Origin of the sequence: Chthonomonas sp. (assembly GCA_016788115.1) — a bacterium.
Lineage (GTDB): Bacteria > Armatimonadota > Fimbriimonadia > Fimbriimonadales > Fimbriimonadaceae > UBA2391.
Map to the genome: position 1 here is coordinate 319,023 of JAEURR010000005.1, position 15,170 is coordinate 334,192.

Genomic DNA, 15,170 nt, shown 5'->3' on the forward strand with positions numbered 1-15,170 from the left:
CGTCAAGCATTCGTAGAGGATAATGCCTCTATCTCCTATGAAAACACTCACGCTTCTCCTCGTCGCGGGAACCCTCCTGGCTCAACCCGCACCCCCGTTGACCTTCGATATGAAGGACCCGAAGGGTGTCAGTGGCCTTAGCCTGAAAATCGATTCGTTGCTGGAGCCCGTGCGTGGTCATGCGAATGGCGTGTCCGGTTCAATCGTCTTCGACCCTGCCAAGCCCGAGAAATCCACGGGCAAGATCGTAATTGACGCAAGTTCTGTGACCCTCGGCAGCGCCGATATGACCGGAGCCATGCATGGCGATTGGTGCCTGGAAGTAGCGAAATACCCGACCATGACTTTCGTTGTGACCAAAATCGACCGGGTGAAGAAGACTGGCGAGGGTCAGTGGAACGCGCGGGTTAGCGGCGATTTCACGATCAAGGACGTCACGCGCTCGCTCACTGCAAACGCATCGGTGAGCTATCTGCCGAACATGATCAAGAAGCGCGGCGGCTTGCGCAGAGATGGAGACCTGCTGAAGATCGTCAGCAAGTTCTCGATCAAGCGATCGGACTACAAGGTTAGCCCCGATCTGAGCACGGACCTCATCGGCGATACGATCGAGATCGACCTCGCGACCATCGGCGTCGCCCCCAAGTAACCATGACAAGTCTCTTGGCCGCCGCTCTCATCGCCGCTCTGCCCGCACCTGGGCTCGCTGTGGGCGATAGCGTCTCTCCCTTCGAGCCGTACTGGATCAACGGCGACTACGCAGACACCAACATGTGCCCCGTGTGCGAGTACACCATCCAGCCGATGGTGTACGTGTGGACACACGGGAGCGGCGCCAAGACGCTCCAGAAGATCGTGACCACGATCGACGCCATCGATGCAGCGGCTCCCGAAGAGTCGCTGCACACCTTCCTCGTCGAGGCGAACCAAGAGGCCAATGACAAGGCGAGCATCGCGCGGCTTCGGGGCTGGGCCGACGCCTGGAAACCCCAAGCCATGGCGTTCCTCAGCCGCCCGGTCAAGCTCAAGGTCCTGATGAAAAACTACAAGCTCGAAGAGCACGAGCGGTGGAAAACAGTGGTTTACGTCGTGAAGGGCCGCAAGGTCACGCAAACGTTCGTCGACCCCAGCGAAGAGGCTTTACCAGAGATTTCTGCGGCGATCAACGCAATTCTTGCCCCTTAGCACGAGAACTTCCGTCACATCTTGGGCGGTGCAGACCGATCAAGGGTATGAGAGCAATCACCCTCGGCTTCACGATGATCGCGACGATTGGGTCAGCATCCGCGACGCTTTTTCTGGTCAACTCGCCCGCGACGTACCTGCGCGCGTTTGGTGAGGCACCGTTCGCTGCCAATGCAATCAACTTGAACGCAAACGGATTCTTCGCGGGGCAGACCGTCCTGCTCAAGCGGGCTGGCTCATGGAACCACCTGGGCGGTCCTACCCCGACCGACTATGGACTGAGCTGTGTCTTTAGTTCGAGCTCCGCGTTGCTCGGCCCGAACAATCTGAACCGTATTCCTGGTGCGATCGATGCCGGGCCTGATTGGGTCAGCCCGAACACCCAGATCGGTGGCTTCTCGACGGACATCGCCGAGGATTTCCAGGTCGATAACAACACCGGGACGGCCAACGGCATCGTCCTAACCATCCCGGCGGGCGCACAGTACATCTTCTGTACCGCGCAGGACAACTTCTTCTCGGACAACAACAACACGACCGAGTTCTATCTGTCGATCCAGCCGGTACCCGAACCCGGGACGCTCGCGGCTCTTGCGGTCGGAGCGGGATTGTTGCTGAGACGACGTCTGAAACGCTAACTGCGTGCGGAGGTCTGCTTGCTGCACGCCGTAGAACCTGGCGTGCCAGGGTCCTCTGCGCTGGTTTGGCTAAGGCGTGATGTGCGTCTGCACGATCACGCCGCGCTCGCGCTGGCAACGGCCCACTCGCAGCGGGTGGCAGTCTGCTTCGTTTTCGATACGAACATCCTTCGCGCGTTGCAGGATCGCGACGACCGACGCGTGCAGTTTCTGCTCGACTCGCTCGCCGAAGTGGACTCCGAGCTGCGCCGCTCGGGGTCGCGGCTCTTGGTGGCCCATGGCGACCCAGTAGTCGAGATCCCTCGCATTGCGACCATGCTGGGCGTTGAACGCGTAGTCACGAATCGCGATTGGGAGCCTTACGCAATCGAGCGTGACCGGAAGGTGGCCCACGCACTGACATCGCTCGCGATCGATTTCGTCTTATCCAAAGATCACCTCGTTCTTGCACCCGAAGAGATCTTGAGCGGCGGCGGCACCCCATTTCGCGTGTTCACCCCATACAGCAAGGCGTGGCTCGCCGCATGCACGTCCGGCGACATCGCCGAGCGACCAGTCCACCAAAATCGGTGGTGGCCCGCCGATCGATTGGACGTGCCCGGGACCGAACTGCGCAGCTTTGAAGACATCGGCTTCCGGCCCCCGACCGTGCCGGTGCTCGCCGGAGCCGCCCATGCCCGAGTCACGCTTGATCGCTTTCTACGGAAGATTGATGACTACGCCGACCGACGCGATGAACCCGCCGCCGAAGCGACGAGCGGTCTGAGTATCCACCTGCGGCACGGCACGATCTCAGTTCGAGAATGCTTCCGCGCATCCATGGAGAGATCGAGCGCAGGAGCCAGGTCATGGACCCGCGAGCTCATTTGGCGCGAGTTCTATCAGATGATCTTGGGCCAATTCCCGCACGTGGTGGACCGGTGTTTCCGGCACGAGTTCGATAGCGTACGGTGGGAAGAGAACCTGGAACTGTTCCACGCTTGGACGGAAGGGCAAACCGGCTACCCCATCGTGGATGCGGCCATGCGCTGCTTCAAGGCGACCGGCTGGATTCACAATCGGCTCCGCATGATCACCGCGTCGTTCCTGACGAAAGATCTACTCCTCGATTGGCGGCTCGGGGAAGCGTACTTTGCCCGATTGCTGCTCGACTTTGACTTAGCCCAGAACAACGGCGGGTGGCAGTGGTGCGCGGGCACAGGGGCCGACGCTCAGCCGTACTTCCGCATCTTCAATCCCACCCTCCAAAGCAGGAAGTTCGATCCGAAAGGGGAGTTCATTCGCGCCTGGGTTCCCGAGTTGCAGGGTCTGTCGGATCAGCAAATCCATGAACCGGCAAATCTCTCCTCATTCGATCTTCTTGCGGCCGGGGCGCAGCGCTACCCCCGTCCGATCGTGGACCACGGAGCCCAGCGCAAACGAGCGATTCAGATGCTCAGCCGCGCGACGTCATAGTACTGCTCGCGGAGCGCCATGGCGACCACAAGCCCACGCTCGTGGGTGAGCGAAACGTGGACGCGCTCCGAATGGTCGATCCCGAACACATGCGCTCGGGGCTCGCCGTGAGTACCACGGGTGATCTCGGCGGCATGCCACGAGTGCAGCCATGGGCAAGCTTTTTTGATCGCCTCCTTCATGGCCCAACGCCCGGCCAAGAACCGCACCCGGTCGGGCTCTTGGGCAAGGGCTTCGAGCTCCAGAACCGTCAATATCCTCGAGGCGAACCTGGGATGCTCCGCTGCAGCCGCAATCCGGTCAATCTCTACTACGTCAACGCCAATACCGAGGATCATCGATTTGCGTCCCTCATGAGCTCGGCGATGTCCACTAGATTGATCTCGTCATCGGTGACCTGCTTGATCGAGGCGTCGAGCATGATGCGGCAGAACGGGCAACCGACGGCCACAGTTTTCGCGCCGGTAGCCAGAAGCTCCTCGGTGCGCCGGGTGCTCGGTCGCTGGTCGGGCTCTTCTTCCATCCACATCCGGCCGCCGCCCGCACCGCAGCATAACGTCTTGCGTCCATGGTGCTCGGGCTCGGCGATCGCTTTGCGATTCGTGCTCTGGGTGACCATCTGTACCAAGATGGGCGCGCCGCCGTTCAGCGAGGTGCTTTCCCCGAGAACCGTTCGGGGGGCGTCGCTCTCGTCATTGATGCGGGCCAGATAGCACGGGTCATGGTACGTGACGTCCCCCTTGAGCGGGCTCGCGGACTTGAGCTTGCCCGCCTCAATCAACTCGCGGAGAAGCTGCGAGTGGTGTACGACGTCGTACTTGCCGTCGAACTGCGGGTACTCATTGAGCAGGGTGTTGAAGCAGTGCGGGCAGGCGGTGACAATCCGCTTGAACTCGTACTGCGCAAAGACGGCGACGTTCGTCATGGCCTTCTCTTGGAAGAGAAACTCGTCGCCAATGCGGCGCGCGGGGTCGCCCGTGCAGGTCTCTTCTTGGCCCAAGCATGCGTAGTTCACGCCCGCCTTAGCCATAAGCTCGGCCATGGCCTTGGTCGTTCGGACCGCGCCCGGGTCGGTCGCACCCGCGCAGCCAACCCAGAAGAGAACATCGAACTGTTTCTTCTCACGGGCTAGGGGGACATCCAAACCCGTCATCCACGATTCACGCTCGTTGGCGGGGGTCCCCCATGCGTTCCCCGTCGAGGCGGTCTGTCGGAGGACGGTCGCAGCGGTCCCACTCAGCTTGCCCTCGGCCACCAGGTTGCGGCGCGTATCGACGATGAGATCGACGTGACGGATCAGCACCGGACAGGCTTCCACGCACGCGTTGCAGGTCGTACATGCCCACAGCGACTCCTCGCTCACGCGGGGAGCGACGGCCTCCCCCACGGTGATCGCATGGTGAATGTCCTGAACGATCATCTTCGGGTTAAGCTTCTTGCCCGCGCCGTTGGCGGGGCAGACTTCCGTACAGCGGCCGCACTCCATGCACGCATCGAGTGACATCAGGTGCCAGCGAGAGAACTCACTGGGCATCTCGACTCCGATCTTGCCCGTCTCCTCGACCTCTTCCATCGAGATCGGCGCGAGCTGACCCATGGGCTTTGCGGGAGCTCCGGCCGCACTTGCGATCGCCATGACGATATGCTTTAGGCGCATGTGCGGCAGACCCGCGATGAACACCATGACCAGCGCCGCATGGAACCACCAAAGGGCAACGTATGTAGACGCCGAAACATCGGGCATCGCCTTGGACATCGAAAACCCGACCCACGAGACCCAGTCCCAAGTCTGCGGGTTGTTGCGGATACGGGCCGCTTCGAGCACGTATCCGGTCACACCCAAGACCAACAGCAGATAGAGAGCCCACAGATCTTTCCACCCATGACTGATGACCGAAAGTCGAAAGGCGTGGCGCCGGGCGAGGGCCCAAACGACGCCGATGATCAGGAACAGTCCGAGCGAATCGAAAAGCCCCTCGTAGATCAGATAGTACGTGCCGACGTGGAATTTGAACGGCGAATAGGTGTTGATGCCGAGCAGGGTGGTGGCGATGAAGAGTGAGACGAACCCGTAGAAAATGAACAGGTGCATCGGCGCGCCGGATTTGGGCCGCGCATTCATGACCTTTCGCTGGCCAAGAATGTAGCTCACGATGTTGCGAACGGGCGTTGGCTTCCAATCGATGGGCTTGCCATGACGCCAGTACCGCGCACGCTCAAAGAACCGCCATGCCGCATAGGCGCATGCGCTGAGGATGAGCACATAGAACACGACCTTGTGGCCACTGCCCATGTGCAAGAACTCGGCTCGAGTCGGTTGCACGAATCGAATTCTATCTGATCAACGAGGATGCGCGGGGTCGCGGACGACTTTGCCCACTTGGCCGATCGGTGCGACCAAGATTTCGTCTTTGCGATCCGCAATCCATTCGAGGAGAGTCGCGTGGTCGGCGCGGTCAATTCCGGCCTCACCGGTGCCGATCCCTTCGAACGCAAAGATGAGCCATGCACCTTCTTCGAGAGCTCGGTGCGCCACCGCGGTCAGCATCGTGGCGTCCATGCCATCGGTGTTTACCGCGGCAAGCCGCTTGGGGCTCAACGTATCGACGAAGTTAAATCCGTCGTGCGGCACACGCACGAACTCGGCCACCTCGCGGCTGTAGGTCGGAGTCTCGGCTGCCACCACATTTGCTGACCTACCAAACGCCTCGTCGAAGAAGCTACGACCCTCGGGTTCAAAGCCCATGAGCCCAAGTTCGTGCCCTAGCGCAGGGAGAGCTTGCCAGCGTGCGAGCTGCTCAAGGGCGGCAGCAGGTTCCAGAAGGAACGTTGCGTGCAAGTGCAGACGCTCTAGCAGGGGGACCACCACTTCGAGGTGACCGTAGTCCGCACCATCGTAGCTTAGGCTGATGGCGCATCGAGCGGAGTTAGGCCACGGGCTACCGACGCCCGGTTTCTGGGGCACTTTGCGCTCCGGGAAGGTTCTCCGTCGCCTTGGGAAGCTCGGCCTTCGACTGTTTGTCCGCGCCACTCAGCGAGTCGGAGGAGGGTGCGCCCTCGATGTCGCTTGGAATCGTATCGGAGGGCACGATATTGCTCGCGGCGGCGGGGGCTCCGCCCGTTCGGCGGAAGATCATTTCCGTCGACGACTGGCCTTGGTCAAACTTGAACTCGGTCCCATCGGTGATGAGTTCGAAATTGAGCGGCTGGGCATACTGTTCCACGCCGACAATGTCCTGGCCGTCGGGCCCCTTAGGCGTCTTTGCGCGCGCCTCATCAAGGGTCACTCCCATGATCGTAATCGGGTTCAGTTCCAAGAAACCGCTGACGATCCGGAAGTTGCCAGCCAGCTTCACACCCAGCATGTTGAGCGTGTACAGACCGTCTTTCTTGAGGTTCAGGATCACTGCGCCGTACTTGGAGATCGCCGCTTCCTGCGCGGCCAGAACCTGCCCGATGTTGGCACCCGCACCCGCGGGCACACGAATGGTCGCTTTCCACTCGCCTAGGAACTTATCCATCGTGGCTTCGGTGGCCACAACCCCCGAGCTACCGCGGCTACCCGCGAGTCCCGCGGAAGCGCTCGACTTCTTGGGTAGGAAGTAGCCGTCTGGGGCGGGCGGCATCTTGGCGTTGCCCATATCCTTTGCGCCGTCTTTCCAGTTGCAGCCTGCAAGGAGGGCTGCCGCCAGCGCGAAGTAGAAGATGCGAGTGGAGTTCATAGGCAATCAGTGGAAACATCGGGTTCGATGTTCACGTTCCCATAGTATTCCCGAATAGCTCGATGTGCATGCGAGGCGAGAGTCGCCACCCTCTGGCGATACACAGGGGAACGAGCGCGCGCATCCCCTCTGTGAGCCGCGATGACTCGACGCCTTCGGGCATCAACATCACCTTGCCAGGCTCAACGTCCCCGAGCAATCGGAGCGTCGATTCGATCTCTATCACGTCCGCTTCCTGAGTCTCGGGAGCGACCACAAATTTGAGCTGATAGTCGTAGCGACCTATCAGGTCGCGGACAACATCGGGTTGGAAGCGCGTCTGCTCATGCCGGATTCGCCAGGGTCCCTCGGGCGTCGAATTTGCGAGTTTCGGACTGATGGACATGAGATCGCAATCAAGCTCGCGCATGACGGTTCCGGCGGTCTCGATGGTGATCTGGAATCCCCTTGCTTTCAGCTCACTTGCGAGCGCCACGATCGGGTCGAACAGCATGGGCTCCCCCCCGGTGAGCACGACGTACCTACTTGGAAAGCCGCACACCTGCTCCAAGATGGAGTCGAGTTCCAGCACTGGCCCGGTCGGGTCCCAACTGGCATAGGGTGTGTCGCACCAGTGGCATCGGAGGTTGCAACCGCTCACCCGAACGAATACGCTCGGCATCCCCACCAGGCCGCCCTCGCCCTGAACGCTTTCAAAGATTTCCGCGATGCGCAGGCGGCTCATGATCCCACAAGCACCGGGTCCCTCTGACCGAGCGATTCGAAAGCTCGCTTGCGGATGAGGCATGAATCGCACCGGCCGCAGGCGCGCTCCCCGATGGGGTCATAACACGAATGGGTGATCCCGTAATCGACCCCGAGCCGCTGACCGAGCTGGATGATCTCGACTTTGGTCATGGCGATGAGGGGCGCATGCACCGTCATCCTTTGGCCAGAAACGCCCGCCTTCGTCGCGAGATTCGCCAGTGTTTCGAACGCCTCGATGAACTCGGGCCGGCAATCCGGATAGCCGCTGTAATCGACCGCGTTCACTCCGACAAATAGGTGCCAAGCCTCAAGGATCTCCGCCAATCCCAGCGCCACGCTCAGCATGACCGTGTTGCGAGCGGGGACGTATGTCACCGGGATCTCTGCGCTCATGGCGTCGTCGGTACGGTCTTTCGGGACGGCGACTTCGGATGTCAGCGCCGAGCCTCCAAACTGGGCAAGCGGGATCTCAAACAGTCGATGACTGGCAGCCCCCAGAGCCTCGGCCACACGCTCGGCGGCACGGAGTTCAACCGCGTGGCGCTGTCCATAACTGATCGTGAGTGCGTGGCATTCGTACCCGGCATCCCGAGCCACCGCCAGGACTGTCGCTGAATCGAGCCCCCCGCTGAGGAGGACCACCGCGCGCCTTACTGATTCGCCCATTTGTTGATGAGCCACCAGCACGCCTGGTCGTGCGGCATGAACTTGGGGTGAGTGATGATCTCGAACGCGGGCAAGTAGCCCAGTGATCCGTCGCCGTACTGCCGAATTTGTTTCATGACGCGCTCGATGTGCTCCTTGGCGACGCGGCACCGCTCGATATCGGCGAGGCTCCCGCCAACTCGGGCGTGGGTGCGCCGGGCGACACGGGACAGCTCATCGAAGACCGTGCGCGATGCCGTAAGCTTGGCGACGGCCGCTTCGGTGCGTCCGGCTGCGTACTCCTTGCGTGCCATCTCGGCCATACGGACAAATTCGATCGCGCTGCGCACGAAGACGGTCACGCCTTGCTCGGCCTCGCCCGGTGCCGTCAGCAGCGCTTCTTCGCACACCCGCAAGGCTTGGTCTCCCACCTCGCCGCAAAGTTCGTCGGCGTGGTGCATCCAGGCAAGGAACGGGTTGGCATTGAGCAGGAGCCGCACCTTCAGCGAACTGCGGATCTTGCTCGGTGTGAAGGTGCCGCCGCAGTTCGCGAGGCCGTCGGACATCAGCCGCGCCCAACGACCGGACTCGGGCGACACACTATCGTACGCAGCGAAGAAGCTCGCTCCGTCGGTGATGCGCTCTATCCGCTCTTCATTGAGGATGTCGCCGCACGCCTTCAGCGCTGGAAAGAGCGTGTCGTATGAGCCCATCAGACCGCACTCCCATGTGGTGACGCACACCCCGTGGAGCCCCATCTCTTGCACGTCCGCGGCCACCTCCCTGACGTTGGTCTCGCTCGGCACGACGTGCATCCAAGAGGCGTTGTAAGTCTGGATCGCGGGCGAGCCGACGACTTCAAAGCCACGCTCGACAAACTTCGGCGAACTCTGCTTCAGACCGTTGAAGTACTGCCAATCGAAAATGAGAGTCTCTTTGGGCATCGCATCGAGGGCCAGAGGATGCTCCAAGTACATGTCGCCCCAGACGCCCGGTCGCCTGCCTGCACGAGAAACTCGCTCGGCCAGCGGCCCGAAGTGCGCACCGTAGAGCAACGCCTTACCGTCTTCGACACCCGGTCGCTCCGCTTTGAGTTGCTCGATCCTCGCCGCGCTGGCTGGGCTCGCACCAAGCTGAGCCGTCTCGTCGCCGCCAATGTGGATTAGGTGGGAGTCAAAGATGCTGAGCGTGTCGTCGATGATCTGCTCGGCGAGACGCACAAAGTCGGGATTGGCGGGACACGCCTGCAGCCCCGAGAACAGTTCTTCCCGGTATTGCTTGCCGTGTTCCGTATAGATGAAACCTTCGAAGTGGCCGAGCAGATTGATGAAGGGGACGATCTCCAGGCTCGGAAACTCGCTCTGTAGGCTCCGGATCATGTCAGGGGTGACACATCCGTCACCGTGCGTCCACGGCGTGCTGGGATAGGCAAACCGATGCTCCAGGTACAGACCCAGCGCGTTGTAGCCGGAGTCCAGGCTGAGCGCAGCCATCTCGTACAGCCGATCGAGGGTGGGCGACTGCTCGCGGGCGATGTCCACCATCCACATTCGAAGTTGCATGCCTTCATTGTGAAGGAACGGCCCCAGAAATGCGAAAGGTCCCGCGACGAGTGTCGCGGGACCCAACGGTTTACGATAGGAGTCGGACTCTGTTAGCCCTTCTTGCGTCGCAGGAGGATACCGGCAAGACCGAGCGCCATTACGGCGTACGATGCGGGCTCCGGAACGAGCTTGTAAGTCTGGCAACCAACCTGACTGTAGTCAGGCCAGTTTCCGATTTGCGGGCCGGAGTTGCTCAACGAATCGACCGCTCCGTCGCCGCCGCCGCCTGCCGTGGTAATGCCATCAAAGCAGATCGTCATGCCCGGTGTGAGGCCAATCGTGGCCAGGTTCAGCTTGAGCGAAACCGAGTTCGCGCTGATCGACTGAGTCATGCCCGGGGTCGAGAGATACGTCGCGCCCGCGAGACCCCAGCTACCGCCGAAGTTGTAGGCCTCAAAGCCACCGCCCGAGTTCACCCAAGAGCCGAGCCAGCTTTCTGCACCAGCGGCCATGCCGATCGGTCGGGCCCAGCCGTTGCTGTTGGTAGTTCCGCCCGATGCTCGGTCGATGAAGACGCAGTACTTGCCCCAGTCGGTCGACTGAATGTTGCCAACTAGGTTGAACTTGAACGTGATCGAGGACAGGTCGTTGGTGACGTCCATGCTCGCGATGTTCAAGTGGCTGAATCCCGCGAACGTGCCCACCACGTCGGTGGTCGAATCGGAGTAGTTAACTGCAAACGCACTACCCATTGCAAGTGCCGCAGAGGCTGCGGTCAAGATCAGTTTTTTCATTTTTGCTCCTTTGCACTCCCCGGAAACTGTGCAGAGCGAATGCCCAATTAGCATTCAGCGATGATTACGGCACTGCCCGGGTCAGAATTGACGTGAATACGTATTCACGCGAACTCTGATCTCATTGTATACGAAGAGCGACGAATCTGCACTCGCTCGCTGCCCGTAATGTTGCGGGATTTAGGCAAGTTCTGCGCATGCGGCGGAGCAAAAATGCCGGCCCTCGGGGGTCAAAACCGCGCGCGTATCGGAGATGGCGACCCATCCCCGTTCTGACAGTTTACGGAGCGCCGACGGGGCAATCTCGACCGTTCGTAGGTCCATCCCCTCGTTGAGTCTGAGTCCCAACATGATTCGCTCGAATCGCTCCATCTCGGGGGTCAGACGCTCGTGCTCGAACGCAGTGGGGTGCCCCCCTTCGACGGCTTCGCAGTATCTCTCGGGCTGCTTGAGGACGGTGTATCGCACCCGCGCATCGCCATCCGACATGCATCCGACCGCCCCGGGCCCGTAGCCCGCGTACTCTTCGCCGCGCCAGTAGCACAGGTTGTGAGCGCATTCCGTGCCCGGCTCGGCGAAATTGCTGATCTCGTACTGCGCGTACCCGCGCTCGGCGGCGAGCGTCACCGCCGCGTCGTACATCGCGACCTGCACCTCGTCACTGGGCAGGTCCAGCATCCCACGCACTTGGAGCTTGTAGTAGCGGGTGTTCGGTTCGATGGTGAGGCAGTAGAGCGACAGATGCTCGGGCTCCAGTGCAAGCGCCGTCTCGATATTGCGCCGCCACGAGCCAAGCGACTGCCCGGGCAGGGCGAACATCAAGTCGAGATTGAGGTTGGTAAACCCCGCGCGTCGCGCGGCCGCGACGGCCCGGCCCACGTGACTCGCTTCGTGGACTCGCCCAAGCCGTATGAGATCTTCCTGCTGGAAGCTCTGCGCTCCGAGGCTGATTCGGTTGAACCCAGCCGCACGCATCGCCTCGAACTTGGGGATGTCCACGGTCCCCGGGTTCCCTTCGCTGGTGATCTCGCACCCTTCGATCGGTGGGTGAACCTCAAGCACCACCTGAAGCAAGCCCGTGATCTGGGCCTCGGACAAGAAGGTGGGAGTCCCCCCGCCAAAGAAGATGGTCTTCGCCGGGCGGCCGCGCCATGGCGAGCGCACGATTTCCGATCGGATCGCCTGAACCGTCCGTTCTACGATCTCCCCCGTCATCGCGTAGCTGTTGAAGTCGCAATAGCCGCACTTGCTCGGGCAGAACGGCGTGTGGACGTACACAGCGACGGGGGCAGACATGGTTACACCTCGATCAGGAACGTGAGAATCTCGAACGGAGTGTAGTCGAAGCGGATCACGCCGTCCTCCAACTCTAGGTCCGCAATCGGCGTCTCGTCGAGCATCGCGAGGCGCGCCCGCTTGACTCCGGTGGCCAGACTCATCTCGGTCGTTCCGCGCGAGTTGTGGCACTCGTACAGCCGCACGACGATCAGATCGCTATCCTCCGCTTTCTTGACCGATTCCACGACGATGCTTCGCGAGAAAACGTGGACGAACGGCGGGACTTCGCCATCCGCTCCGCTGCCCGGCTCCAACTCGACGACGCGCGGCTCGGCATTGAACGCATACGAAGATGCGACCACCTGCGAGTGAATCACCTGATCGTAGTGGGGTAGCAAAACGTAGCTGAAGAAGTGCTCGCCCATGTCGCAATCGGGATCCGGAGCCTTGGGCGATCGGAGCAGCGACAGACGCAGCGTATTGCCCTGCACGTCGTGGCCGTACTTGCCGTTATTCAGCAGCGCGACGCCGTAGCCCCCTTCGCTGAGGTCGGCCCACTTCTGGGCACAAACCTCGAACTTGGCGAGATCCCAACTCGTGTTGGAGTGGGTCGGTCGCTCGACGTGGCCAAACTGAATTTCGAATGTGGCTCGCTGCGTGTTGACGTTCATCGGGAACGCCACCTTGAGCATCTTGTGGTCTTCGTGCCAATCCACCCATGTATCGAATCGGATGCCGGGCGTCGGTCCGACGCTGATCCGCTGGCGGATGGTGCTCTTGCCGAAGCGACGGACGACCTCGACCGCCGCACGAACCGGACCGCGCTCGACCACCTCGAACGAGTCGCACCGCGTCAGGTTGGTCTCGGTCTCGTAGGCGTACACGTCCACGTCCCAGGCGTCCCAGAACTGCGGGCGGTCGTCGAACAGCTGGAACACATTCGCGAGCGAGCCCGACGCAATGAATTCGATCGGGTTATCGTCAAGCGAAGTGATGCTGGTGATGTTCCCTTGGCTGTCGAACTTGACACTGAATTCGTCATTCTCCAGCTTGCGCGGGCCGACCTTGAGCCGCGACCGCAGGCTCGGGGGAGCATCCGAAAGGTTCCCGACGACGACCGCGCCGAGAGCTTCGAACGGCGTATCGAAGATGAGCTGTCCGTCATCGGTCTTTTGCACCGGGTACCGGTCGGCTCCGATCTCCAAGCTACCCGGGACCGCGTCGTGCGGCCACGGTAGGCTCGCTTGAGCCGGGACTTCGCTATTGTGGAAGATCGCGATGGGGCGACCCTCTGGCCGCTCCATCCGTGCGGCAAGTGCCTTTAAGAACCGCTCGATCAGGGCGCGTGCTCCAGCCCGGATTTCTGCATAATCGCGGTCGCTATCTTCGTACACTTCCGCCACCGAGGAGCCTGGGATGATGTCGTGGAACTGGTTCAGCAACACCAACTTCCATAGCCGCTCGATCTCTTCTTGGGGATAATGGGCCGCATAGTCGGGCTGGAAGCATGCGAGCAGCTCGACGTCCCGCATGAGGAACTCGCACTCGCGATTTGCCCGCTTGTTTTCGGCTTGGCTGGTGTAGGTTCCTCGGTGGAGCTCCAGGTACAGCTCGCCGACCCACGTCGCCAGATCCTTGCTCTTTGCCTTCGCGTCCTTGTAGAAGTCGACGGCGTGTTTACGGGTCTCGATGTCGGGCAAATAGGGCGCGGTACGTGCGCGGCGCAAGAGCTCCAGGTGCCGCTCAGTCGGACCACCACCGCCGTCACCCCACCCGAACAAGTACATCGAGTGGTCGCTACGGGCTTGGTCGCGGTGGGTCCGGACACTCTTAATCATTTCCTGTGGTTCGCAACTGCCGATGTACGTGTCGGCGGGCGGGAAGTGAGTCCAGATCCGGCTCCCGTCAATCCCCTGCCACCAAAACGTGTTGTGGGGGAACTTGTTGAACTGGTTCCAACTGATCTTCTGGGTGAGGAAGTTCTGAATCCCGAACTTGGTCAAGATCTGCGGGAGCGCGGCCGAGTAGCCGAAGACGTCGGGCAGGAACATATCCTCGTTCGTCTGGCTAAAGTGCTGCTTGAAGTACCGCCGACCATACAGGAACTGCCGAACCAGCGATTCGGCACCCGTGAGGTTGCAATCGGCCTCGACCCACATCGACCCGATCGTCTCCCACTGTCCTTCCTTGGCGGCGGCCTGGATCCGCTTGAAGAGAGCTGGGTACTCCTTCTCGATCCACTCGTACTGGCTCGCCTGGGAGTGCACATAAACGTACTCCGGGTACCGCTTCATGTTGCGCAGCTGGGTGCTCGCGGTGTGCGCCATCTTCAGGTGGGTGATGCGGAGCGGCCAAAGCCACGCGGTATCAAGGTGTGCGTGCCCGAGCGGGGTGATCGTGTGTTTAAGCTCAGAATTGAGGCTTCCCAGTGCGTCCTTGAGGGTCTTGCGGCACCGGGCGATGCTCGCGTCGCCCTCTTCGGCCCAGAGATTACAACAGTGGTTCAGCGCGCGCAGAATTGCGGAGTACCCAGGGTCGGTCTCGGGGATCTCCTTGAGGAGGCTCAAGATGAAATCGACGTCGTACACGAGCGGCTGGAGCTCAGTGTGAATTCGAACTAGCTCGCATGCACCGACTTTCTCGGTCTTTTCGAGCCGGGGCGGCACCTTGCCCGCGACCCGGATGTGATTCCCGCCCGCATGCGACTGGATCGTCAGGGTGACGGATTCACCCCCGGCGCAGGTGTCATAGAGCCGAACGATCGGGTGTTCGCGGTCGATGCCGCACTCCGGAACGTTCTCCACCCAGAGGGTCCGCTCGCCTCCCACCTCGGGCTGGGCACACACCTCGCCGCCAACCCACTCGGTGGGCACGGTGCCACGGATGCGAAACCAGGCTTCTCGGTAGGCCGGGCCCCATTCGAACCCAGATTCGATGGGCTCCCAGGGGCCAAGCCGCTCGGCCGCCTCTTGGTCAGGGTGCGCGGTGGGACAGAATTCGACCGTCAGCGGGGCGCGGGCGATTTCTAGGCTGGGTTGGAGTTGGTCGCGGTACCACAGGGTCGCGCGGCCAAGGGTCAAGCTCGGGTGCTTCAGCATGGGACGGTCCCATTCTAACTGATTCGTGTCCAAAACGGAATGGCGAATAGTGGGAGATTGGTGT

General features: G+C 61.3%; 14 protein-coding genes. 4 read left to right on the forward strand and 10 right to left on the reverse strand.

The features are described from left to right. Positions 1 to 37 precede the first annotated feature (37 nt). The 4 genes from JNM85_04145 to JNM85_04160 all read left to right on the forward strand — a co-directional run bounded on the left by JNM85_04145 (position 38) and on the right by JNM85_04160 (position 3,278). Entirely contained in the window at positions 38 to 649 is a 612-nt protein-coding gene (locus JNM85_04145; protein ID MBL8087246.1) for a YceI family protein, read from the forward strand. A gap of 2 nt (positions 650 to 651) precedes the next feature. Then, the gene (locus JNM85_04150; protein MBL8087247.1) at positions 652 to 1,185 is read left to right on the forward strand and encodes a hypothetical protein; all 534 of its coding nucleotides are present in this window, start codon (positions 652 to 654) and stop codon (positions 1,183 to 1,185) included. A gap of 47 nt (positions 1,186 to 1,232) precedes the next feature. After that, the gene (locus JNM85_04155; GenBank protein MBL8087248.1) at positions 1,233 to 1,823 is read left to right on the forward strand and encodes a PEP-CTERM sorting domain-containing protein; all 591 of its coding nucleotides are present in this window, start codon (positions 1,233 to 1,235) and stop codon (positions 1,821 to 1,823) included. Positions 1,824 to 1,904: 81 nt separating this feature from the next. Continuing rightward, a complete protein-coding gene (locus JNM85_04160; protein MBL8087249.1) occupies positions 1,905 to 3,278 on the forward strand; it encodes a deoxyribodipyrimidine photo-lyase in 1,374 nt (457 codons plus the stop codon). Here the strand turns inward: JNM85_04160 and acpS are convergent. The 10 genes from acpS to JNM85_04210 all read right to left on the reverse strand — a co-directional run bounded on the left by acpS (position 3,251) and on the right by JNM85_04210 (position 15,106). Further along, a complete protein-coding gene (gene acpS, locus JNM85_04165) occupies positions 3,251 to 3,616 on the reverse strand; it encodes a holo-ACP synthase (protein ID MBL8087250.1) in 366 nt (121 codons plus the stop codon). The genes JNM85_04160 and acpS overlap by 28 nt on opposite strands. Continuing rightward, positions 3,613 to 5,601, reverse strand: coding sequence for a 4Fe-4S dicluster domain-containing protein (locus JNM85_04170; GenBank protein ID MBL8087251.1), 1,989 nt, complete (start codon positions 5,599 to 5,601; stop codon positions 3,613 to 3,615). The genes acpS and JNM85_04170 overlap by 4 nt, the downstream gene beginning before the upstream one ends. An 18-nt stretch (positions 5,602 to 5,619) precedes the next feature. Then, positions 5,620 to 6,243 (reverse strand): hypothetical protein, encoded by a 624-nt coding sequence (locus JNM85_04175; protein MBL8087252.1) that lies wholly within the window; start codon positions 6,241 to 6,243, stop codon positions 5,620 to 5,622. After that, entirely contained in the window at positions 6,218 to 7,000 is a 783-nt protein-coding gene (locus JNM85_04180; GenBank protein ID MBL8087253.1) for a hypothetical protein, read from the reverse strand. Before JNM85_04180 ends, JNM85_04175 begins: the two co-directional genes overlap by 26 nt. A 31-nt stretch (positions 7,001 to 7,031) precedes the next feature. After that, complete coding sequence (locus JNM85_04185; protein ID MBL8087254.1) at positions 7,032 to 7,724, reverse strand: 7-carboxy-7-deazaguanine synthase QueE; 693 nt, start codon at positions 7,722 to 7,724, stop codon at positions 7,032 to 7,034. After that, the gene (gene queC, locus JNM85_04190; protein ID MBL8087255.1) at positions 7,721 to 8,413 is read right to left on the reverse strand and encodes a 7-cyano-7-deazaguanine synthase QueC; all 693 of its coding nucleotides are present in this window, start codon (positions 8,411 to 8,413) and stop codon (positions 7,721 to 7,723) included. Before queC ends, JNM85_04185 begins: the two co-directional genes overlap by 4 nt. After that, a complete protein-coding gene (locus tag JNM85_04195; protein ID MBL8087256.1) occupies positions 8,398 to 9,954 on the reverse strand; it encodes a family 20 glycosylhydrolase in 1,557 nt (518 codons plus the stop codon). The genes queC and JNM85_04195 overlap by 16 nt, the downstream gene beginning before the upstream one ends. 92 nt (positions 9,955 to 10,046) lie before the next feature. After that, positions 10,047 to 10,730, reverse strand: a complete 684-nt coding sequence (locus JNM85_04200) for a PEP-CTERM sorting domain-containing protein (protein MBL8087257.1) — start codon at positions 10,728 to 10,730, stop codon at positions 10,047 to 10,049. A 180-nt stretch (positions 10,731 to 10,910) separates the two neighbouring features. Next, complete coding sequence (hemW, locus tag JNM85_04205) at positions 10,911 to 12,026, reverse strand: radical SAM family heme chaperone HemW (protein MBL8087258.1); 1,116 nt, start codon at positions 12,024 to 12,026, stop codon at positions 10,911 to 10,913. A 2-nt stretch (positions 12,027 to 12,028) separates the two neighbouring features. Further along, positions 12,029 to 15,106: an alpha-mannosidase gene (locus tag JNM85_04210; protein ID MBL8087259.1), complete on the reverse strand. Its 3,078-nt coding sequence runs from the start codon at positions 15,104 to 15,106 to the stop codon at positions 12,029 to 12,031. Positions 15,107 to 15,170: the final 64 nt, after the last annotated feature.

Coding starts and splice junctions, on each gene's coding strand:
- JNM85_04145 (MBL8087246.1), top strand. CDS start 38: ATGAAAACACTCACGCTTCTCCTCGTCGCGGGAACCCTCCTGGCTCAA.
- JNM85_04150 (MBL8087247.1), top strand. CDS start 652: ATGACAAGTCTCTTGGCCGCCGCTCTCATCGCCGCTCTGCCCGCACCT.
- JNM85_04155 (MBL8087248.1), top strand. CDS start 1,233: ATGAGAGCAATCACCCTCGGCTTCACGATGATCGCGACGATTGGGTCA.
- acpS (MBL8087250.1), bottom strand. CDS start 3,616: ATGATCCTCGGTATTGGCGTTGACGTAGTAGAGATTGACCGGATTGCG.
- JNM85_04180 (MBL8087253.1), bottom strand. CDS start 7,000: ATGAACTCCACTCGCATCTTCTACTTCGCGCTGGCGGCAGCCCTCCTT.
- JNM85_04185 (MBL8087254.1), bottom strand. CDS start 7,724: ATGAGCCGCCTGCGCATCGCGGAAATCTTTGAAAGCGTTCAGGGCGAG.
- queC (MBL8087255.1), bottom strand. CDS start 8,413: ATGGGCGAATCAGTAAGGCGCGCGGTGGTCCTCCTCAGCGGGGGGCTC.
- JNM85_04195 (MBL8087256.1), bottom strand. CDS start 9,954: ATGCAACTTCGAATGTGGATGGTGGACATCGCCCGCGAGCAGTCGCCC.
- JNM85_04200 (MBL8087257.1), bottom strand. CDS start 10,730: ATGAAAAAACTGATCTTGACCGCAGCCTCTGCGGCACTTGCAATGGGT.
- hemW (MBL8087258.1), bottom strand. CDS start 12,026: ATGTCTGCCCCCGTCGCTGTGTACGTCCACACGCCGTTCTGCCCGAGC.
- JNM85_04210 (MBL8087259.1), bottom strand. CDS start 15,106: ATGCTGAAGCACCCGAGCTTGACCCTTGGCCGCGCGACCCTGTGGTAC.